This is a genomic window from Stenotrophomonas maltophilia group sp. msm1, from assembly GCF_032025805.1.
Taxonomy (GTDB): Bacteria; Pseudomonadota; Gammaproteobacteria; order Xanthomonadales; family Xanthomonadaceae; genus Stenotrophomonas; species Stenotrophomonas hibiscicola.
The window spans coordinates 649368-668845 of sequence record NZ_JAVSKH010000002.1 but is presented as its reverse complement, the minus strand read 5'-3'; the positions used below and the strand labels follow the sequence as shown (position 1 = coordinate 668845).

The window sequence follows — 19478 nt, the reverse complement described above, 5'->3', positions numbered from 1 at the left end:
ATCAGGCCGCACAATATGCGCATGCCTGCTACCCCCACCGCTGGCGCCGCCGCCGCGAACAGACCCAGCCTGCGCCAGCGCTTCAGGGCGATGCGCAACCTGCCGCCGTTCCTGCGCATGGTCTGGAAAACCAGCCCCGCGCTCACCCTGGCCAGCCTTGGCCTGCGGCTGATCCGGGCGCTGCTGCCGGTGGCGATGCTGTACGTGGGCAAGCTGATCATCGACAGCGCCCTGCACCTGAGCCAGCACGGTGCCGGCTTCCCGCCACTGGGCGAGGCGCTGTCCAGCGGGCTGCTCAATCCACTGCTGGGCCTGCTGGCGCTGGAATTCGGCCTGGCCATCGCCTCGGACCTGCTCGGCCGGCTGGTCAGCTATGCCGATGCACTGCTCTCGGAGCTGTTCGCCAACGCCACCAGCATCCGGCTGATGGAACACGCCGCGACACTGGACCTGGAGGACTTCGAGGACCCGGACCTGCAGGACAAGCTGGACCGCGCGCGGCGCCAGACCATGGGCCGGATGAACCTGATGAGCCAGCTGTTCGGCCAGGTCCAGGACGCGATCACCGTGGCCAGCCTGGCCGTCGGCCTGCTGGTCTACGCGCCGTGGCTGATCCTGCTGCTGGCACTGGCACTGGTGCCGGCCTTCATCGGCGAATCGCACTTCAATGCCGCCGGCTACAGCCTCAACTTCCAGTGGACGCCCGAGCGCCGCCAGCTCGACTACCTGCGCCAGCTCGGCGCCAGCGTGGAGACGGCCAAGGAGGTGAAGATCTACAACCTGCACCGCTTCCTGGTGGAGCGCTACCGGCGCCTGTCGGTGGCGCTGTTCCTGGCCAACCGTGCGCTTGCCCGGCGCCGCGCGTTCTGGGGCACGCTGCTGGCCGCGCTGGGCACGCTGGGCTACTACACCGCCTACGCCTACATCGCCTGGCGTACCGTGCGCGGCGATTTCTCGATCGGCGACCTGACCTTCCTCGCCGGCAGCTTCCTGCGCCTGCGCCAGCTGCTGGAAGGCCTGCTGATCGGGTTCTCGCAGGTGGCCAGCCAGGCCCTGTACCTGGATGACCTGTTCTCGTTCTTCCAGATCCAGCCGGAAATCCACTCGCGCGAAGGCGCCATGCGCGTGCCGCGGCCGATCCGCCAAGGCTTTGTGTTCGAGAACGTCGGTTTCCGCTATCCCGACGCCGAGCAATGGGCGGTACGCCATCTGGATTTCCACCTGCACGCGGGCGAAGTGCTGGCCCTGGTCGGCGAGAACGGAGCGGGCAAGACCACGCTGGTCAAGCTGCTCGCACGCCTGTACGAACCGGACGAGGGCCGCATCCTGCTCGATGGCCGCGACCTGCGCGACTACGACCTGGACGACCTGCGCGCCAACCTCGGGGTGATCTTCCAGGATTTCGTGCGCTACAACCTCAGCGCGGGCGAGAACATCGGCGTTGGCCAGGTCGAGGCGATGGACGACCGCGACCGCATTGCCGACGCCGCTCGGCGCGGCATGGCCGAGGAAGTGATCGAGGCGTTGCCCGGCGGTTACGACCAGTTGATCGGCCGCCGCTTCAGCCAGGGCGTGGACCTGTCCGGTGGCCAGTGGCAGAAGATCGCCATCGCCCGCGCGTGGATGCGCAATACGCAGGTGATGATCCTGGACGAGCCGACGGCGGCACTGGATGCGCGCAGTGAATTCGAGGTGTTCCAGCGGTTCAGGGAGCTGGCGGATAATCGCACCGCAGTGCTGATTTCGCATCGTTTCTCCTCGGTACGCATGGCCGATCGCATCCTGGTGCTGGCCGATGGCCGGATCGAGGCCAGCGGCACGCATGCGCAGCTGATGGCGCAGGGCGGCCGCTATGCCGAACTGTTCGAGCTGCAGGCGGCGGGCTATCGCTGAGAACGCCTCTCGTTTCGCCCAATGAGAACCCGTCTCATTTGAGATAGAATCACCCCCGACGACTTTTGATAGATACGCCCATGTCCTCCGCTTTCGGCGCCGAAACGGTGCTTGAGGTCCGCCACTGGACCGACGCCTACTTCAGCTTCACCACCACCCGCGACAGCGGCTTCCGCTTCGAGAACGGCCAGTTCGTGATGATCGGCCTGGAAACGGAGGCGCGGCCGCTGCTGCGCGCTTATTCCATTGCCAGCGCCAACTGGGAAGAACAGCTCGAGTTCTTCAGCATCAAGGTGCAGGACGGCCCCCTGACCTCGCGCCTGCAGCACATCAAGCCGGGCGACAAGGTGCTGGTCGGCAAGAAGCCCACCGGCACCCTGCTGGTCAGCGACCTGCACCCGGGAAAGAACCTGTACCTGCTGGGTACCGGCACCGGCCTGGCCCCCTGGCTGTCGGTGATCAAGGACCCGGAAACCTACGAGCGCTTCGAGAAGGTGATCCTCTGCCATGGCGTGCGCTACGAGAAGGACCTTGCCTACCGCGATTACTTCGAGAAGGAACTGCGAGAGCACGAGTTCCTTGGCGAGATGATCGGCGACAAGCTGCTGTACTACCCGGCCGTCACCCGCGAGCCCTTCGCCAACCAGGGCCGCCTGACCGCGCTGATGGAAAGCGGCGAGATGCAGCGCACCCTCGGCCTGCCGGAACTGAGCCCGGAAAACGATCGCGCGATGATCTGCGGCAGCCCGCAGATGCTCGCCGACCTCCGCACCGTGCTCGATGCACGAGGCTTCCAGGTCTCGCCGCGCATCGGCCAGCCGGGTCACTACGTGTTTGAGCGCGCGTTCGTCGAGAAATAACCCGCAACGGTAGTGCCGGCCGCTGGCCGGCGCTTCCTGGCACTACGGGGTTGGGTCTTTTTGGGGGGCCGCCCCGGCGCCGGCCACTACCTCACAGCAGCGCTTCAATCGCGCCGCGCAGCTGTTCCGGCCTGGTGGTGGGCGCATGCCGCGACACCACCTGCCCCTGGCGGTCGACCAGGAACTTGGTGAAATTCCACTTGATGCGGGCACTGCCGAGCAGGCCGCGTTTCTCGCGTGACAGCCATGCCCACAGCGGATCGGCGCCTTCACCGTTGACCTCGATCTTCTCCGACAGCGGAAAGCTGACCGGATAGTCCAGCGAACAGAACTGGCGGATCTGCGCCGCATCCCCAGGCTCCTGCGCACCGAACTGGTTGCAGGGAAAGCCGATCACCACCAGGCCGCGCTCGCGATAGTCCTGCCAGAGCTGTTCCAGCCCCCTGTACTGCGGGGTGAAGCCACAGCGGCTGGCGACGTTCACCAGCAGCAACGGGTGGCCCTGATAACGGGCCAACGCATGCGGCTGGCCGTCGAGGTCACGGAAACTGAAATCGTAGGCGCTGGTCATGATGGCGGGCCGTGGGCGGTGAATGCATGGTACCCGCGCCCGGCCCCGGCAACATGCCTTTTGACACAAGTGCGGACGCCGCCGGCCGGGTTACCCTCGGGCCCTTGTTTGCCTTACCGGAGTTCCTGCCTTGACCACCCGCCTTGCCCTTGCCGTGGCCATGTCCCTCGGCCTTGCCCTGCCCGCCTTCTCGGCCGGCGCCGCCCCGGCCGCCAGCAGCACCGCTCAGCAGGCCAATCCGTTCTTCGCCGAAAGCCCGTTGCCGCTGCACTTCCCACAGTTCGACAGGATCAAGGACAGCGACTTCGCCCCGGCCTTCGACGCCGGCATGGCGCAGCAGCTGAAGGAAGTGGAAGCGATCGCCAACAACAAGGCCAAGCCGACCTTCGACAACACCATCATCGCCCTGGAGAAGAGCGGTGACATCCTCGACCGTGCGACCACCGTGTTCTTCAGCCTGGTCGGCGCCGACACCAATGACACCCGCAAGAAGCTGCAGGCCGACTACTCGGCGAAGTTCGCCGCGCACAGCGATGCGATCGCGCTGAACGGCAAGCTGTTCGCCCGCATCCAGGCGCTGTATGACACCCGCAGCCAGCTGGGCCTGGACGCCGAAGGCGTGCGCCTGGTCGAGAAGTACTACGACAACTACGTGCGCGCCGGCGCCAAGCTGTCCGAGGCCGACAAGGCCAAGCTGAAGGAGATGAACGCCGAGCTGGCCAGCCTGGGCACCAGGTTCAGCCAGAACGTGCAGTCGGAGGTGAACGCCTCGGCGATCACCGTCGACGACGTCAAGGAACTGGACGGCCTGTCCAAGGAGCAGATCGCCGCCGCCGCCGAAGCCGCCAAGGCCCGGGGCCTGGAAGGCAAGTATGTAATCACCCTGCTCAACACCACCGGCCAGCCGCCGCTGACCAACCTGGCCAACCGCGCCCTGCGCCAGAAGATCTACGAAGCGTCGGTCAGCCGCGGCAGCCGCGGCGGTGAGTTCGACAACACCGCGCTGGTTTCGCGCATCATGCAGCTGCGTGCCGACAAGGCCAAGCTGATGGGCTTCCCGAACTTCGCCGCCTACAACCTGACCAACCAGACCGCCAAGACGCCGGAAGCGGTCAACGCGATGCTGGGCAAGCTGGCCCCGGCCGCGGTGGCCAACGCCAAGCGCGAAGCCGCCGACCTGCAGGCGATGATCGACCAGGAACAGAAGGCCGCAGGCAAGCCGACCTTCAAGCTGGAACCGTGGGACTGGGCCTTCTACAGCGAGAAGGTGCGCCAGGCCAAGTACAACTTCGACGAGTCGCAGCTGAAGCCGTACTTCGAAATGAAGAACGTGCTGGAGAACGGCGTGTTCCATGCCGCCAACCTGGAATTCGGCCTGACCTTCAAGCAGCGCACAGACCTGCCGGTCTACCACGACGACGTGACCGTCTACGACGTGTTCGACGCCGACGGCAGCCAGCTGGCAATCTTCATCTTCGACCCGTACGCACGCGCCTCCAAGCGCGGCGGCGCGTGGATGAACTCCTACGTCTCGCAGTCGAAGCTGACCGGCTTCAAGCCGGTGGTCGCCAATCACCTGAACATCCCGAAGCCGCCGGCCGGCCAGCCGACCCTGCTGACCTGGGACGAGGTGAACACCACCTTCCACGAGTTCGGCCACGCCCTGCACGGCATGTTCTCCAATGTGAAGTACCCGTACTTCTCGGGCACCTCGGTGCCGCGTGACTTCGTCGAGTTCCCCTCGCAGGTGAACGAGATGTGGGCCGACAACCCGGTCATCCTGAAGAACTACGCCAAGCACTACCAGAACGGTTCGGCGATGCCGCAGGCGCTGCTGGACAAGGTGCTGGCGGCGGCCAAGTTCAACCAGGGCTTCGCCACCACCGAGTACCTGGGTGCAGCGATGCTGGACCAGCGCTGGCACCAGATCGGTGCCGACCAGGTGCCGGCCGCCAAGGACGTGATGGCCTTCGAGCGCGCCGCGCTTGAGAAGGACGGCATCTACTACGCGCCGGTGCCGCCGCGCTACAAGACCCCGTACTTCAGCCACATCATGGGTGGCTACTCGGCCGGCTACTACGCCTACATCTGGTCGGAAGTGCTCGACGCCAACACCCAGAAGTGGTTCAAGGACAACGGCGGCCTGAGCCGCAAGAACGGCGACCACTTCCGCGCCACCCTGCTGTCCAAGGGTGGCAGCGTCGACGCGATGCAGCTGTTCCGCGATTTCGCCGGCCACGAGCCGCAGATCGAACCGCTGCTGGAAAAGCGTGGCCTGACCGGCGCCGGCAACTGATCGCCGGTGCGGTAGCCTGAAACGAAAACCGCCCGGTAAACCGGGCGGTTTTTTTGTTGGGACATCCACGCATGGCGTGGATCTACTGGTGGGTGCCGACCGTCGGGCGGCACGATCCATTCGCGCCACGAACCCCGGCATCATCGATCCACACATGACGCACTCCAGCAGATCCACGCCACGCGTGGATGCGCTTCCAGATCAGCGCGGCGCCACGTACCCACCCGGTACGCCTTCCGGCGACAGCACCAGCTGCCACAGCTGCGCGTGCCGGCAGCGGAAGGTGGCCATCGATCCGGCCAGGTAGAACCGCCACATGCGGCGGAAATGCTCCTCGTAGCGCGCGTCCAGCTGCGGCCACGCCGCTTCCACGTTGCGTCGCCAGGCCTGCAGGGTCAGGTCGTAGTCGGTGCCGAAGTTGTGCCAGTCTTCCAGTACGAAGCGGCCTTCGAACGCCCGGGTGATCTGCACCGCCGACGGCAGCATCGAGTTGGGGAAGATGTAGCGCGCGATCCACGGATCGGTGCGATGCCGGGAGACGTTGGTGCCGATGCTGTGCAACAGCAGCAGGCCACGCGGCGACAGGCAGCGTTTGGCCACCTCGAAGAAGCTGGCGTAGTTCTTGTCACCGACGTGCTCGAACATGCCGATCGAGAAGATCGCATCGAACGGCTCGTCCAGTTCCCGGTAATCCTGCAGGCGGATCTCGATCGGAAGGCCGGCGCACAGTTCGCGCGCGAACCCGGCCTGCTCCTGCGAAATGGTGACACCCACGCCGCTGACGCCATAGCGTTCGGCAGCAAACTTCAGTGCCTCGCCCCAACCACAGCCGATGTCCAGCACGCGCTGGCCCGGGCGCAGGCCCAGCTTGCGGCAGACCAGGTCCAGCTTGGCTTCCTGCGCGGCATCGAGATCATCGGCATTGCGCCAGTAGCCGCAGCTGTAGACCAGACGCTGGCCCAGCATGGCCTGGTAGAGATCGTTGCCGAGGTCGTAGTGGCGGCGGCCGACCTCGTAGCTGCCCTGCCCGGCCTGCAGGTTGAACAGGCGCGCCTTCAGCGCATCGGCCACTTCGCGCCAGCCGTGCACCCGTTCATCCAGGTGCGCCTGCATCAGATGGACAAGGAATTCATCCAGGACGTTGGCATCCCACCAGCCGTCCATGTAGCTCTCGCCCAGGCCGAGCGAGCCGTGGGCCATGACCCGCGCGAAAAAGCGCGGGTCATGCACCTGGATGTCCTGCGGCTGGGTACCGCCGATGCGGACCCCGGCTTCGTGAAGCAGGCCGGTGACCCGCTCCTGCAACCCTGTATCCACGCCACCTCCTCCACTGCGGTCAACCGCGTGCGAACAGCTCCACGTAGTCCCTGGCCACGTGCGGCAACAGCACCGCCGCCGGTACATCGGCGGTCTGGGTGCCGTCCGAGTATGGACCCACCTGGTACGGCGGGAAAACAAAGCGCAGCGCGGTGATCTGCCCCTTGTCGTCGGTCAGTGGCTGGAACTGGCTGAAGTTCTCGGCCTGCGGGCCGGTACCGTCGGCAATCATGCGCGATGCGTTGCGCAGCGATTCCTGCAGCTGGGCCGGGTCCATGTCCTCGCCGCTGAGCCGTGTGGCCACGCGTTCGCGCAGCTGGTCGGCGACGAAATCGCTGATCGCCTTCCAGCCCTTGGCATCGGTCACCAGCTTTTCGGCACTGAGCATCTGCTGCTGCTGCGGCAGCCATACGAAGCGCGCCACCAGCGGTTCGCCGTGGGCGCCACCGGTGTAGCGGCTGCCATCAGCACTGACCACCACCAGCTGCGGGGTTTCCAGCAGTTTCTCGAAACTCAGCGACAGCTCGTAGGGCATGGTCGGCTTGTCGTTGCCGAGCCCGTCCAACGCCTGTTGCAGGTCACTGCGCGCACTCGTCGCATAGTTCTGCAGCGCACGGGCCAACCCCGGATAACGGTCGATGCCGGCCGGGTAGCTGATGCCCACCACTTCGCGCTCGTTGTTCTCGATCACGTCGCGCAGGTCCAGCGGCGCTTCCGTGGCCGGCGTTTCGGCTGCGGCGGTGGCCTCGACGGCGGGAGCCGCCTCAGCCGCCGGTGCCGGCTCGCTTTCACGCTGGCAACCGGCCAGCAACAGCACGCCCACCACGCCGGCCAACGCGCTGCCGCGCAGTGGCCGGTTGTTTCCAATCTTCATCGGGATCCCCTGTTCATGTTTGTACATCATTGCCTGCCATGGCTGAAGCGTGGCCCGCCGGCGTTCAGCCAGCGAGCAGATCGTGATACTCCTCATGCCGCTGCAGGAACGCCTCGGCGTAGGAACAGGCCGGCACCACCTTGTACCTCTGCTCGCGGGCGAAACGCAGTGCCACGCGGGTCAGCTCACCGGCGATCCCACGGCCGGCGATCGGCTCAGGCACCTCGGTGTGGGTGATGACCATGCGTTTGCGCTTGATCTGGTAGTCCAGCACCGCCAGCTGTCCACGCACACGGGCGGTGAAGCGATGGTTGGCCAGGTCGTGTTCGACCTCATAGGCCAGACCGGGGGGCGTGACCGAAGCCATGGAACTGTCTCCTGCGGCGACTGCGTGGATGGTGCGCAGCCGGGCGCCATGATCGCGTGAAGCCTGAACAGGGGCAAGTCTGATCCATTCACGTCAGTTTGCGACCCTCAAGCTGGAGCGCTGACGGCCGCTATCGCCTGTGGAGGGGTACGGCCAGCTTGGCACGCCCCTTGCGACCGTTGACCATGCGCACCCCCGCGGAGGCTCCGATGCACCCCAGCGATTCCCATTCAGATACTGACCGCGCCCTGCTGGAGGGCCTGCTGCAACTTGCGGTGGAAGGGCAGACCGAAGACCAGGATTTCCAGCGCATCGGCGAGGAAGTGTTCGCCCGCCTGCTGGATACCTACGGCCAGCAGCACACGCTCTGAAAACCGGGGCGAATCGTCACCGATTCGCCCCGCTACCCGCTTCAACCGCCGCCGAGGCGGAAGGTCGGGTTGGACAGTTCGCGCAGGAAGTGGTTGAAGATGCTCGGCTGCATGGCCAGCATGAAGATCACGCCGAACGCCGCACCGGCCAGATGCGCGCTGTGGTTGATGCGGTCGCCGCCGCGCTTGTCCATCCAGATGCTGTAGCCGACATAGAACGCGGCATAGATGATCGCCGGTGCCGGGATGAAGAACACCAGGATGATCGACCACGGCTTGATCAGGATGAAGGCGAACAGCACCGCCGATACCGCCCCGGACGCGCCAAGGCTGAGATAGTTCGGGTTCTTCTGGTTCTTCAGGTAGCTGGGCAGGATCGAGACCAGCAGCGCGCCGATGTAGAACGCCGGGTAGGTCAGGTAGCTGCCGGTCAGCTGCACCATCACGCTCTCGATGAATCCCCCGAAGAAGAACAGGGTGATCATGTTGAAGATCAGGTGCGACCAGTCGGCGTGGATGAAGCCATAGGTCACCAGCCGGTCGTACTGGCGGTGACGGTCGATGGCCGGCGGCCACAGGATCAGGCGGTCGGCCAGCTTGCGATTGTTGAACGCCATCCACGACAGGAGGGCGGTGATGGCGATCAACAGCAGATTGACGGGGGTCATGTCAGGCTCAGGCGCTACGGTAGTTGTCGACCATACGATAGCGTTTCGCGTACCAACCGAAGGCCAACGCCGCGACGAAGGCGAAACCGGCGAAGAAGAACATCAGGAATGCCGCCTCGCTCAGGCCCGTACTGGCGATCTTGTGGGTCACCGCATCGTTGCGCACAGCAGCGTTGGACAGCAGCACCCACAGGTTGCCGATGGTGGTGGTCAGGTTCCAGAAGCTCATCACCACGCCCTTCATCGCCTGCGGCGCCTGGCTGTAGGCGAACTCCAGGCCGGTGGCCGAGACCAGCACCTCACCGAAGGTCAGCAATGCATACGGCAGGATCTGCCAGAAGATCGACAAAGCGTTGCCGCCGTCCATCACCACTTGGATGCCGCCGACCACGATCCAGGCCAGGCCACTGAAGGCGATGCCGGCGGTCATGCGGCGCAGCGCGGTCGGCTCCAAGCCGAAGCGGCGCAGGGCCGGGTACAGCACCAGGTTGTTGAACGGAATCAGGATCATCACCAGCAGCGGGTTCAGCGCCTGCATCTGCGAGGCGCTGAACCAGCTCGGCATCTGCATCTGCTGGCCCTGCAGGACCCAGGTCGAGGCCTTCTGGTCGAACAGCGAGAAGAACGGCGTGGTCAGCGCGAAGATCACCAGCACGCGCAGCACCGAGCGCACGCCTTCCACGGCTTCGGCTGGATGCTGGCCACGGGCCCGGTCCAGCTGCCACCAGGTGCCGCCACCGATGCCGGCGAGAATGGCCACCAGCGCCAGGCACAGGCAGATCACGATGCCCAGCGAACCGACCAGGCCGAACGACGCCGCTGCCAGCACCAGGCCGAGCACGGCGATCACCAGGCCCGGGCGGCCCTGGCCGGCCGCGCGTGCGGTCAGCGCAGTGCGCACCACGTTGGCGAACGAGTGCGGGTCCTTCGGTGGCAGCGGCACCAGCACGTAACGCTTGCGGCCCAGCCAGAACACGAAGGTGGCGATGAACATCAGGATGCCCGGGATGCCGAACGCCCACTGCGGGCCCCAGTTCTTCAGCGCCAGCGGGATCAGCAGCGAGGCGAACAGCGAGCCGAAGTTGATGATCCAGTAGAAGGCGTCGAAGACGATCTTGGCCAGGTGCTTGTTGCTCTGGTCGAACTGGTCGCCCATGAAGGAGGCCACCAGCGGCTTGATGCCACCGGCACCCAGGGCGATCAGGCCCAGGCCGAGGAAGAAGCCCTCGCGGCTGTTCTCGAACAGGGCAAGGCACAGATGGCCGGCGCAGTAGACCAGGCTGAACCAGAGGATGGTGTGGTACTTGCCGAAGAACCTGTCGGCCAGCCAACCTCCGAGCAGCGGGAAGAAATACACGCCGATCATGAAGCTGTGCATGATGTCCTTGGCTTCACCGGCACGGCCTTCGGCTGTGATTTCCTGCAACAGCAGCGAGGTGATCAGGAACTGCACCAGGATGTTGCGCATCCCGTAGAAACTGAACCGCTCGCAGGCCTCATTGCCGATGATGTACGGGATCTGGCGCGGCATCTTTCCCTGGCCGGCGATGGGGGCAACTGCGTCGTGGCTCATCCTGTAAGGCATTCCTGCAAAGCGAAAGGCGCAAGGTTACCGGAACCGGGCCTTGCGAAGCACGCTGCAGGGCTGCATGACAACGGTGCCCATCCATGGCAGGCAACCGCGCTCCGTGCCGGAAGTCACGGCACCTGCACGACAAAAGCGTAAACTTATCGTTATGCGCCCCCTCCCCCCCGCCCGTCTCCTGCTCAGTTGCCTGATGCTGCTGATGGCGTTGCAGGCACAGGCGCGGCCGCAGGCACCGGCCACGGCGGCCAGCGAAAGCGGCTCCCGCCAGCTGACGGTGGCCGCGCTGGAGCTGCCCAGCCACGATGATGCGCAATGGAAGTTGCGCCGCGAGCAGGTCGCGCAGTTGCTGACCGACCTGCAGCCGGACGTGATCTCGGTGCAGCAGGTGCTGCAGCAGCAGGGCCGCAACCCGGCCTGCTGGCTGGCCAGCCGGCTGCGTTACAGCTGCGACTTCGTTACCGCCGATCCACCCAGCCAGACATTGCGGCATGGCAACGCGATGCTGACCCGGCTGCCGGTCAGCGAGGACGGCGTGACCCTGCTGCATCCTCCCGGCACCTTCAGCGCGGCCGGCATGATGCGGCTGAAGCTGGGCGAGGCGCTGGTCAACATCTATGTGGCACGGCTCCGCCCCGACCCGGACGAGGCCGCCGCGCGCCAGCACCAGACCAGCGACCTGATGACCTGGATTGGTGCCACCGCCGAGGGCATGCCGAGCCTGATCGCCGGCGACTTCTCGGCCAACACGATGGAACTGGTGCGCAGCACGCCGGGCTTCCAGCCGGCGCGGCGCAATCCCGGCGGCCGCGCCGAGGCGCCTGCGGCCAGTGGCGGGGGCAGCACTGGCCATGGTCTGGATGTGCTCTTCCAGGTCAAGCATTTCGATGGCATCCGCCAGCAGCCGATCCTGCTGCCGGCCGACGGCGACCTGCCCGGCCTGCGCCTGGGCGTGATGGCCACGTTGCGCCTGCAAGGCAATACGGCCACCGCCGAATAGGGAGTACCGGCCGCGGGCCGGCTCCCCGGGGACCACACGATTGCCGGCCAGCGGCCGGCACTACCGAATGATTCCTGCAACAGAAAAGGCCGGGTTTTCCCCGGCCTTCTCCGTTCATCCCATCACCGCGATCAGGCGATCGCTTCCTGGTAACGGCGCTCGACTTCGTTCCAGTCGATGACGTTGAAGAACGCGCCGATGTATTCCGGGCGACGGTTCTGGTACTTCAGGTAGTACGCGTGCTCCCACACGTCCAGGCCGAGGATGGGGGTGTTGCCTTCCATCAGCGGGCTGTCCTGGTTGCCGGTGCTTTCGACCACCACCTTCTTGTCCGGGGTCACGCTCAGCCACGCCCAGCCGCTGCCGAAACGGGTCAGCGCCGCCTTGGTGAAGGCGTCCTTGAACTTGTCGAAGCCGCCCAGGTCCTTGTCGATGGCCTTGGCCACGTCGCCCACCGGGTTGCCGCCAGCATTGGGAGCCATCACGGTCCAGAACAGCGAGTGGTTGGCATGGCCACCACCGTTGTTGCGCACCGGACCCTGCAGGTTCTCCGGCAGCGACTTGAGCTTCTTCACCAGTTCTTCGACCGGCAGGTCAGCGTACTCGGTGCCTTCCAGCGCCGCGTTGACGTTGTTGATGTAGGTCTGGTGATGCTTGGTGTGATGGATTTCCATCGTCGCCGCATCGATATGCGGTTCCAGCGCGTCGTAGGCGTAGGACAGCTTGGGCAGGGTATAGGCCATGGTGCATCTCCTGATTGCGAGGGCACCCGACGTTGTCGGGCGGTGCGCGGTGAATGATGGGGACAGAACGGCAGATTACCAAGGGGGATGTAAAGGAAGTTGCGTCCCGCCGGTGAGCACGACGGCAATTGTTACGCGGCGGTGACGCAGCCCCCTCCTCATGCGCCGTGCAGCGCGCAGGCGCTACAGTGCGAGCACCACCCTCGCCCGCTCCCTTGCCCATGCGCAACCCCCGGCTGCTGATCGTCGCCATCGCCCTGCTGCTGCTCGGCCTGGTAGTCAACCATTTCATGCAGCGCCCGCCGGCGCCGCAGTTCGCGCCGGACCTGCAGGGTGCGCCTGCCGCGCGCGCACCGGCCACGGCCACGCCCGGCAGGGACAACGGTCTGCCCACCTTCCTGCCCGCCGAAGCCCGGCAGACGATCGCGCTGATCCAGCGCGGCGGGCCGTTCCCGCACCGCCAGGATGGCAGCACGTTCGGCAACCGCGAACAGCAGTTGCCGCAGCGTCCGCGCGGCTACTACCGCGAATACACCGTGGACACCCCCGGCGCGCGCACCCGTGGCACGCGCCGCATCGTCACCGGCGGCGATCCGCCGGAGGCGTGGTACTACACCGACGACCACTACGAATCATTCCGCAGCTTCACCGTACCGGCCCAGGGAGCGCAGTGATGAGCCATGACGATTTCGGCCTCGGCCTGCACGACATCAACAATGCCGGTGTCTACGCCATCGACAGCGACGACATCGGCGCCCTGGCCGCCGCAATGCGCGATGCCGGGCTGAAGGTGATCCGCATCGATCTGGAAGGGGTGGCCGACAAGCGCACCCTGCTCGCACGGCTGGCCGCGCAGCTGGATTTTCCGGCCGGTTTCGGCGGTAACTGGGATGCGCTGTCGGACAATCTACGCGACCTGCAATGGCTGCCAGCCAACGGCTATGCACTGTTCCTGTGCGACGTGGACGCGCTGCGCGCCACCGCGCAGAAGGACTTCGACACCCTGCTGGACGTGATGGACGAGACCAGCCGCGACTGGCTTGGCCGCGACGTCCCGTTCTGGGTGTTCCTGTCGCAGAGCGCGTAAGGTCACTGCCGTGGTGGATGCCGACCTTGGTCGGCATGCGCCGATGCATTGGTAGAGGCCGACCTTGGTCGGCGCTTCTGTGCCAACCAAGATTGACACCTACCCAGGCGAGCCTGCCAGGGCGTGGCGCGCTCCCTGGCCTACCGGCTCCCGTTATCTTCCTGCAGTTCTTTCTTGAACGGAATGTCCGGCGGTGGCCGCGCCACGGCCGGCTGGTCCTGCATGTTCGGATTCGTAAGGCCACAGCCACCACCGGCCTGCAGGATCGAGATCACGCAGGAAATCTTCGTATTGGTACCCGGCAACGGAATCTCCATTGCCTTTATTCCCTTGCGCACCCACTCGGCCAGCAGCGATTCCTGCGGGACCCAGTATTTGTCGAATGACGTGGGCGTGTAGTCGTAAGGCGGTCGCTTCAACCAGGTGCCAGATTGCGCGATGCGTTCCTTGCTCCAGCCATCGTTGGCACCACCGGGCGCACCGCGCTCGGCACGTCCATCGCCTTCCTGGCCCGGCACGCGGACGCTGCCATCCGCGTTGAACAGGCCACTGCCCTTGCCGGTGGCGCTGGCCTGCCGGGCGCCATTGTCGGCGCCGTCATGGTTGCGGCTCGATGCACCCCAGTCGTCGCCCTTGGCGGGCGTGGCCCAGTTGCCCGGATCGGGGGCCGGGCGCGCTCCGGCCTGGGCCGGTTTCGTGCTGGAGGCGGATGGCCGTGGCGTGCTGCTGTTGGCCTGGGTTGCAGTGCTACTGGCCGCAGGCGCCGGCGTTGCCGCTGGCGCGCTGCCACTTGACGTTGAAGGCGCCGCCGCGGGTGCCGACGCAACTTCGCGCTCGCGCACCTGCAGGTCACGGCCTGCCGGCGCTCGCACGGTCGGCTCGCGCCCGGCCACAGCAGCCATCCGTACCTGCGGATCGACCACGGCCTGCACTTCACGCTCGCGCACCTGCACATCGCGCTGCGGCACACGGACCTGTACATCGGCCGTGCGCAGCGGCTGCGATATCGCCGGTGCATCGACCGTACTGATTTCACGCTCCTGCACCGGGATGTCACGCAGCTGCGGCGTCCGCACCGCGATCTCCGGCGCACGCAGTGCGGCCGGGGCCGCCGGCGCCTGCACCGGCTGCACGCTGCGCTCGCGCACCGTCGGTACCGTGTCGCGCGGCACGATGCTGATCTCCGTCCGCGGCACGCTGACAGGTGGCACCACGAAATCCGTACTGGCCTCGGCTACTTCGGTGGCCTGCACCGGAGACGGCGGCGGTGCCGCGACCGGCGCCGGCTCGGATTCGGCGGGCGGCGGCGGCACGCTGGCCACTGCAGCCGGAGCGGGTGCGGACGCAGCTGCCGACGCGGACGCCGGACGCGGCTCAGGCGCCGTTGCGGCCCCTGCGTTCTGGCCAGCTGCAACCTGGCCCGGCGGTGCAGCGGCCGCCGCTTCCGCACCTGGCTGATCGCCACCGCCTTGCTGGCTCGCGCGACCGACGAATTCCACCTGCAAGCGCTCGCCCTCGGCGCCTTGGTCTTCCGGTGACGAGGTGCGGATCACTGCCACCCATAGCAGCAGCATGAAGAACAGCAGATGCAGCAGCGCACTGGCCAAGGCCGAGACCCAACGCATCCAGCGCTGGTCGCGCGGCGCGGCGTCCCAGTCCTGCCAGAACAAGCGGCGCAGTGCCTGCCACGGCGACAGCTGCGGCGATTGACCGGGTGGCCCCGGCAACGGTCGGGGCAGCAATACCGCGATCACGTCGCGCGCGTGGTACGGCCGCGGCAGCGGCCCCAGCGAGCGCAGCCACAGCGCCCAGCCATAAGGCAGGCGCGTGGTCTTCTCGAGGACGACGCGGGGCTGCTGGCGGGCCAGCAGCAGGTCGATGAACTGCTCGGCCCGGGTCAGAGGCACGCGTCAGCGATCAGGCGGCGTTGCCGCGAGGGATATACGGCGCGTGGCCACTGTCGTGGTCGGTCGCGTCGCGCACGGCGGTCACGCCTGGCACGCGGCCCATCAGGGTCTTTTCAATGCCCTGCTTGAGGGTCACGTCGGCCATGCCACAGCCCTGGCAGCCACCGCCGAAGCGCAGCAGTACCACGCCGTCGGCCGAGACTTCCTGCACGGCCACCTTGCCGCCATGCGAGGCCAGCTGCGGATTGACTTCGTTCTCCACCACCCAGTGCACGCGCTCGACCAGCGAGGCCGCATCACCGGGCGCTTCACCCTTGATGCGCGGCGCCTTGATGGTCAGCTGCTGGGTGCCGGCGGTACCGGCGACGATGTCGATCTCGGCGCCATCGAGCCAGCCGACGCTGCCGGCATCGACGTACAGGGTGAATCCTTCGCAGTCCACCGCCCACTCGTCGCCGAGCAGGTCGGTCGGTTCGGCGAACTCCAGCCGGGCGTCGGCGCGCGGGGTGCCGGGGTCGACCGCGCTCAGGCGCACGCCCATGCCGGGCACGCCCTCGCGTTCGATCAGCTTGCGGAAGTGGGTCTGGGCAGTGTCGGAGATCTGGATCATCAGGCTATTCTAGCCAAGTACGCGTCAGCCGCTCATTCGGTTTATACACCGTCCGGCGCATTGTTCAGTCAACACGAGGTGGAGATTCCCATGGCCGACCTGATTCCACTGGCCCAGGCCCGTTGCGTGCCACGCAAAGGCAGCGACCACAAGCTCGGCGAGGCCCGCCTGGCCGAACTGCTGCCGCAGATTCCCGGCTGGGAGTTGAGCGAGGGCGGACAGGCCCTGACGCGCACCTTCCGCTTCAAGGATTACTACGCCACCATGGCCTTCGTGAACGCGCTGGCCTGGATTGCTCACCGCGAGGACCACCATCCGGACCTGGGCGTGCACTACGACCGCGCTGTGGTGCGCTTCTCCACCCACGATGTGGGCGGCCTGAGCGAGAACGACTTCATCTGCGCGGCAAAGACTTCGGCCCTGACGGAGCAACTGCCATGAACATTCGTTTGCTGAGCCTGTCCCTGATCGCTGCGACCGGCCTGGCCGGCTGTGGTGCCTCCGAGCCGCCGGCGCCGCCAGCGACCGCGCCGACCGAGGTGGCCGCGGTGAAGACGCCGCCGCCGCAGTACCCGTTTGAACTGGCCTGCATGGGCGTGGGTGGCACCAGCACGTTCAAGGTGACCATCGGCACCGACGGCAAGCCGAGCGAGGTCGCCCTGCTCACCGGCGCCGGCAACCCGCAGCTGGACGAACTGGCCAAAACGGCCGTTCAGGGCTGGCAGTTCAAGGCTGCCACCCGTAACGGCGCTGCCGTGCCGGCCACCATCCAGGTGCCGGTCAGCTTCAACCCGCCGCAGCCGAAGCCCGATCAGTGCTTCGCGATCGAAGAACGCTTGCGCCGCGGCGGCTGATCGCGCGCGCCCCGACGAGGCCAGCCGACGCCCGCCTCGCCCTCCCCGCCCCGGGCTCATCCGGGGCGGCTGTCTGTTGACCAGGACCGCGTCGGTACATGCTGCAGATTCCCCCCGAAAATGTCTGGATCGCACTGGCGGTCACCCTCGCGGCCGGCCTGGCCACCGCCATCGGCAGCCTGCTGGTGCTGTTCTCGCGCCGCCCCAACCCGCGCCTGCTGGCCTTTGGCCTGGCCTTCGCCGGCGGCGCGATGGTCTACGTGTCGCTATCAGAAATCCTCAACAAGTCCATCGCATCGTTCGCCCTGGCCTATGGCGAGCGCAGCGGCTTCACCTACGGCACCCTGGCGTTCCTGCTGGGCGTGATCGTCATCGTGCTGATCGATCACTTCATTCCGAATCCGCATGACAGCCTGGACAAGCAGGACCCCGCGTTCCGCGAAAACAGCCGCGAATACCTGAAACGGGTCGCGCTGCTGACCTCGGTGGCGATCACCGCGCACAATTTCCCGGAAGGGCTGGCGACCTTCTTCGCCACGCTGGAAAGCCCGTCGGTGGGCATGCCACTGGCCTTTGCCATTGCCATCCACAACATCCCCGAGGGCATCGCGATCGCGGTGCCTGTGTACTTCGCCACCCAGAACAAGGCCTATGCATTCAGTGCCAGCCTGCTGTCCGGCCTGGCCGAGCCGGTGGGCGCGGCGCTGGGCTACTGGCTGCTGTCAGGATCGCTGTCGCACGCCACGTTTGGCTGGGTGTTCGGACTGATCGCCGGCGTGATGGTGTTCCTTGCGCTGGATGAGCTGCTGCCGGCGGCCAAGCGTTATGCCAAGGGCCACGAAACCGTGTATGGCTTGGTGGCCGGCATGGGCACCCTGGCGATCAGCCTGGTGTTGTTCAAGTGGTGAGGGGTTCCCGGCCAACGGGCTGAGCCCCCTCGCGGCTGGCGGAGCGACATTCCGGGTTGGGCCGGCCGAGGTGGGTTTGCGGGGGTCACTTCACCTTGGGGGCTTGGGCGCGCCATCCATGGCGCTTACACCCCCGCAAACCCACCTCGCCCGGCCTCTGACAGGCTATAGGCGTGCCAGCCGCGCGATGAAAGAATGAAAAAGCGAAGCCCGCGCTGCGCGCGTGAGTCGAGCGTGGCTCGACTCTACAAGGGCTGCGTGCGGGTATGGGTCTACGCTGCGGCTGTCAGGTCCGCCTTGTAGCGAGCCGAGCACCGCAGGTCCGGCGAGGGCGAAGAGGCGCGGGTGTCTGAGCGCAGCGAGTTCCGCGCCGCCCCTCGGCGGACCGAGGAGCGCAGGGTACCGGCGCGCAGCGCCGGCTCGCGGATGGCGGCGTGTTTCTTTGGTTACTTTCTTTGCACGAGCAAAGAAAGTGACGAGCCCACTCATCGCAGGGAAGCGACGGCGCCGACCAAGCACCCGGCGCCGCCGAACCGCCGTCAGCGCAGGTGGTCCAGCGCCTCAACCAGCTCATCGGCCAGCGGCGCGTTCAGCACGTATGGGCTCTTGCCGTCATCCAGCGCGAACTCCAGCGAAGCCGCGTGCAGAAACAGGCGCTTCAGCCCGATCTGCTCACGAAGCCGCTTGTTCACCGCCGGATCGCCGTACTTGTCGTCACCGGCCACCGGGTGGCCCAGATGCTGGGCGTGCACGCGGATCTGATGGGTGCGGCCAGTCTCGATGCGCACCTCGCAGTACGAATGGCCGCCGCGGCGCTCCAGCACCCGGAAGTGGCTGATCGATTCCTTGCCGATCGCGTTGACCTGCACATGGCGCTCGCCGCCCTGGCGCAGGCCCACGTGCAGCGGCGCGTCCACCGTCATCACGCCATCGGGCATGCGCCCGGCCAGCAGGGTCAGGTAGCGCTTGCGGATGCCGGCGCCATGGTCTTCACGCAGCAGGGCCTGCAGTTCACTCAGCGCCGAGCGCTTCTTGGCCACGATCAGCAGGCCGGAGGTGTCGCGATCCAGCCGATGGACCAGCTCCAAGGTCTGCCCCGGGCGCAGCGCACGCAGGGTCTCGATCGCCCCGAAGCTGATGCCGCTGCCGCCATGACTGGCCACGCCAGAGGGCTTGTTCAGGGCCAGCAGGCGGGCATCCTCGAACACGATGGCCTGCTCCAGGCGGCGCATGAACGCCTCAGGTGGACCAGCCTTGTCTCCCTCCTCGCTGAGACGCACGGGTGGTACACGCACCTCATCGCCCGCCTCCAGCTTGCGCTCGGCCTTGGCGCGACCGCCGTTGACCCGCACTTGGCCACTGCGCACCAGCTTGTAGACCAGGCTGCGCGGGGCCCCCTTCAGCTGGCCGAGCAGGAAGTTGTCCAGGCGCTGGCCGGCGCGGTCGGCGGGAACGGTGATCATGCGCACGGAAGGCTTGTCGCCTGCGGGCTTGGTGGGGTCTTGGGCGGTCATCAGGCTGTTTATTCTGTTACACTCGGGGGGCGAGATAAGGGATTGATTTCGTT

General features: G+C 66.5%; 20 protein-coding genes. 10 read left to right on the top strand and 10 right to left on the bottom strand.

Annotated elements, in window-relative coordinates; translation table 11 throughout:
• The first annotated feature begins 21 nt into the window (after positions 1-21).
• Together ROV95_RS10720 and ROV95_RS10715 are read left to right on the top strand one after the other, a co-directional pair.
• Complete coding sequence (locus tag ROV95_RS10720) at positions 22-1893, top strand: ABC transporter ATP-binding protein (RefSeq protein ID WP_312544321.1); 1872 nt, start codon at positions 22-24, stop codon at positions 1891-1893.
• A gap of 80 nt (positions 1894-1973) precedes the next feature.
• Positions 1974-2753, top strand: a complete 780-nt coding sequence (locus ROV95_RS10715; RefSeq protein ID WP_065197583.1) for a ferredoxin--NADP reductase — start codon at positions 1974-1976, stop codon at positions 2751-2753.
• A gap of 91 nt (positions 2754-2844) precedes the next feature.
• Here the strand turns inward: ROV95_RS10715 and ROV95_RS10710 are convergent, their stop codons facing one another.
• Positions 2845-3324 carry a glutathione peroxidase gene (locus ROV95_RS10710; RefSeq protein ID WP_312544319.1) on the bottom strand — a complete coding sequence of 160 codons (480 nt, stop codon included), beginning with the start codon at positions 3322-3324 and terminating at the stop codon, positions 2845-2847.
• 130 nt (positions 3325-3454) lie between these two features.
• Between ROV95_RS10710 and ROV95_RS10705 the strand changes: the two genes are divergently transcribed.
• On the top strand, positions 3455-5620 hold the full coding sequence (locus ROV95_RS10705) for a M3 family metallopeptidase (protein ID WP_155029833.1): 2166 nt from the start codon (positions 3455-3457) through the stop codon (positions 5618-5620).
• A 201-nt stretch (positions 5621-5821) separates the two neighbouring features.
• Here the strand turns inward: ROV95_RS10705 and cfa are convergent, their stop codons facing one another.
• Genes cfa through ROV95_RS10690 form a run of 3 tightly spaced genes read right to left on the bottom strand, consistent with a single transcriptional unit; the run spans position 5822 to position 8178 of the window.
• Positions 5822-6937: a cyclopropane fatty acyl phospholipid synthase gene (cfa, locus tag ROV95_RS10700; protein WP_312544318.1), complete on the bottom strand. Its 1116-nt coding sequence runs from the start codon at positions 6935-6937 to the stop codon at positions 5822-5824.
• A gap of 19 nt (positions 6938-6956) precedes the next feature.
• Positions 6957-7838 (bottom strand): DUF3298 and DUF4163 domain-containing protein, encoded by an 882-nt coding sequence (locus tag ROV95_RS10695; protein ID WP_019660441.1) that lies wholly within the window; start codon positions 7836-7838, stop codon positions 6957-6959.
• Between the two features lie 37 nt (positions 7839-7875).
• Positions 7876-8178 (bottom strand): GNAT family N-acetyltransferase, encoded by a 303-nt coding sequence (locus ROV95_RS10690; protein WP_312544316.1) that lies wholly within the window; start codon positions 8176-8178, stop codon positions 7876-7878.
• 209 nt (positions 8179-8387) lie between these two features.
• Between ROV95_RS10690 and ROV95_RS10685 the strand changes: the two genes are divergently transcribed.
• On the top strand, positions 8388-8549 hold the full coding sequence (locus tag ROV95_RS10685; protein ID WP_167692790.1) for a hypothetical protein: 162 nt from the start codon (positions 8388-8390) through the stop codon (positions 8547-8549).
• Between the two features lie 41 nt (positions 8550-8590).
• Here the strand turns inward: ROV95_RS10685 and ROV95_RS10680 are convergent, their stop codons facing one another.
• Both ROV95_RS10680 and ROV95_RS10675 read right to left on the bottom strand, forming a co-directional pair.
• Positions 8591-9217: a rhomboid family intramembrane serine protease gene (locus ROV95_RS10680; protein ID WP_164145193.1), complete on the bottom strand. Its 627-nt coding sequence runs from the start codon at positions 9215-9217 to the stop codon at positions 8591-8593.
• Between the two features lie 7 nt (positions 9218-9224).
• Positions 9225-10790, bottom strand: a complete 1566-nt coding sequence (locus tag ROV95_RS10675; protein WP_312544315.1) for an oligopeptide:H+ symporter — start codon at positions 10788-10790, stop codon at positions 9225-9227.
• Between the two features lie 163 nt (positions 10791-10953).
• Between ROV95_RS10675 and ROV95_RS10670 the strand changes: the two genes are divergently transcribed.
• Entirely contained in the window at positions 10954-11802 is an 849-nt protein-coding gene (locus ROV95_RS10670) for an endonuclease/exonuclease/phosphatase family protein (protein ID WP_021203014.1), read from the top strand.
• Positions 11803-11933: 131 nt separating this feature from the next.
• Here the strand turns inward: ROV95_RS10670 and ROV95_RS10665 are convergent, their stop codons facing one another.
• Positions 11934-12545 carry a superoxide dismutase gene (locus ROV95_RS10665; RefSeq protein WP_005410310.1) on the bottom strand — a complete coding sequence of 204 codons (612 nt, stop codon included), beginning with the start codon at positions 12543-12545 and terminating at the stop codon, positions 11934-11936.
• Positions 12546-12766: 221 nt separating this feature from the next.
• Here ROV95_RS10665 and ROV95_RS10660 point away from each other — a divergent pair, with 221 nt between their 5' ends.
• Positions 12767-13219: a ribonuclease domain-containing protein gene (locus ROV95_RS10660; protein ID WP_019660447.1), complete on the top strand. Its 453-nt coding sequence runs from the start codon at positions 12767-12769 to the stop codon at positions 13217-13219.
• Positions 13219-13632 (top strand): barstar family protein, encoded by a 414-nt coding sequence (locus ROV95_RS10655; RefSeq protein WP_019660448.1) that lies wholly within the window; start codon positions 13219-13221, stop codon positions 13630-13632. The genes ROV95_RS10660 and ROV95_RS10655 overlap by 1 nt, the downstream gene beginning before the upstream one ends.
• Positions 13633-13772: 140 nt before the next feature.
• On the opposite strand, the gene ROV95_RS10650 is transcribed toward ROV95_RS10655, so the two are convergent.
• Positions 13773-15539: a hypothetical protein gene (locus ROV95_RS10650; RefSeq protein ID WP_312544313.1), complete on the bottom strand. Its 1767-nt coding sequence runs from the start codon at positions 15537-15539 to the stop codon at positions 13773-13775.
• 10 nt (positions 15540-15549) lie between these two features.
• Entirely contained in the window at positions 15550-16149 is a 600-nt protein-coding gene (locus ROV95_RS10645; RefSeq protein ID WP_312544312.1) for an NfuA family Fe-S biogenesis protein, read from the bottom strand.
• A 90-nt stretch (positions 16150-16239) separates the two neighbouring features.
• On the opposite strand from ROV95_RS10645, the gene ROV95_RS10640 reads away from it, so the two are divergent.
• The 3 genes from ROV95_RS10640 (at position 16240) to zupT (ending at position 17911) form a co-directional block, all read left to right on the top strand.
• On the top strand, positions 16240-16590 hold the full coding sequence (locus ROV95_RS10640; protein ID WP_005410315.1) for a 4a-hydroxytetrahydrobiopterin dehydratase: 351 nt from the start codon (positions 16240-16242) through the stop codon (positions 16588-16590).
• Positions 16587-17003: an energy transducer TonB gene (locus ROV95_RS10635; RefSeq protein ID WP_312544311.1), complete on the top strand. Its 417-nt coding sequence runs from the start codon at positions 16587-16589 to the stop codon at positions 17001-17003. The genes ROV95_RS10640 and ROV95_RS10635 overlap by 4 nt, the downstream gene beginning before the upstream one ends.
• Positions 17004-17101: 98 nt before the next feature.
• Positions 17102-17911 (top strand): zinc transporter ZupT, encoded by an 810-nt coding sequence (gene zupT / locus ROV95_RS10630; protein ID WP_019660453.1) that lies wholly within the window; start codon positions 17102-17104, stop codon positions 17909-17911.
• Between the two features lie 539 nt (positions 17912-18450).
• Here zupT and ROV95_RS10625 read toward each other — a convergent pair.
• Positions 18451-19425, bottom strand: coding sequence for an RluA family pseudouridine synthase (locus tag ROV95_RS10625; RefSeq protein ID WP_312544310.1), 975 nt, complete (start codon positions 19423-19425; stop codon positions 18451-18453).
• Positions 19426-19478 lie beyond the last annotated feature (53 nt).

Excerpts from the sequence above, each read along its gene's own strand:
- ROV95_RS10635 (WP_312544311.1), top strand. The coding sequence starts at position 16,587 with ATGAACATTCGTTTGCTGAGCCTGTCCCTGATCGCTGCGACCGGCCTG.
- ROV95_RS10710 (WP_312544319.1), bottom strand. The coding sequence starts at position 3,324 with ATGACCAGCGCCTACGATTTCAGTTTCCGTGACCTCGACGGCCAGCCG.
- ROV95_RS10670 (WP_021203014.1), top strand. The coding sequence starts at position 10,954 with ATGCGCCCCCTCCCCCCCGCCCGTCTCCTGCTCAGTTGCCTGATGCTG.
- ROV95_RS10660 (WP_019660447.1), top strand. The coding sequence starts at position 12,767 with ATGCGCAACCCCCGGCTGCTGATCGTCGCCATCGCCCTGCTGCTGCTC.
- ROV95_RS10715 (WP_065197583.1), top strand. The coding sequence starts at position 1,974 with ATGTCCTCCGCTTTCGGCGCCGAAACGGTGCTTGAGGTCCGCCACTGG.
- ROV95_RS10675 (WP_312544315.1), bottom strand. The coding sequence starts at position 10,790 with ATGAGCCACGACGCAGTTGCCCCCATCGCCGGCCAGGGAAAGATGCCG.
- ROV95_RS10645 (WP_312544312.1), bottom strand. The coding sequence starts at position 16,149 with ATGATCCAGATCTCCGACACTGCCCAGACCCACTTCCGCAAGCTGATC.
- ROV95_RS10655 (WP_019660448.1), top strand. The coding sequence starts at position 13,219 with ATGAGCCATGACGATTTCGGCCTCGGCCTGCACGACATCAACAATGCC.
- ROV95_RS10625 (WP_312544310.1), bottom strand. The coding sequence starts at position 19,425 with ATGACCGCCCAAGACCCCACCAAGCCCGCAGGCGACAAGCCTTCCGTG.
- ROV95_RS10640 (WP_005410315.1), top strand. The coding sequence starts at position 16,240 with ATGGCCGACCTGATTCCACTGGCCCAGGCCCGTTGCGTGCCACGCAAA.
- zupT (WP_019660453.1), top strand. The coding sequence starts at position 17,102 with ATGCTGCAGATTCCCCCCGAAAATGTCTGGATCGCACTGGCGGTCACC.
- ROV95_RS10685 (WP_167692790.1), top strand. The coding sequence starts at position 8,388 with ATGCACCCCAGCGATTCCCATTCAGATACTGACCGCGCCCTGCTGGAG.
- ROV95_RS10695 (WP_019660441.1), bottom strand. The coding sequence starts at position 7,838 with ATGTACAAACATGAACAGGGGATCCCGATGAAGATTGGAAACAACCGG.
- ROV95_RS10665 (WP_005410310.1), bottom strand. The coding sequence starts at position 12,545 with ATGGCCTATACCCTGCCCAAGCTGTCCTACGCCTACGACGCGCTGGAA.
- ROV95_RS10690 (WP_312544316.1), bottom strand. The coding sequence starts at position 8,178 with ATGGCTTCGGTCACGCCCCCCGGTCTGGCCTATGAGGTCGAACACGAC.
- ROV95_RS10680 (WP_164145193.1), bottom strand. The coding sequence starts at position 9,217 with ATGACCCCCGTCAATCTGCTGTTGATCGCCATCACCGCCCTCCTGTCG.
- ROV95_RS10720 (WP_312544321.1), top strand. The coding sequence starts at position 22 with ATGCCTGCTACCCCCACCGCTGGCGCCGCCGCCGCGAACAGACCCAGC.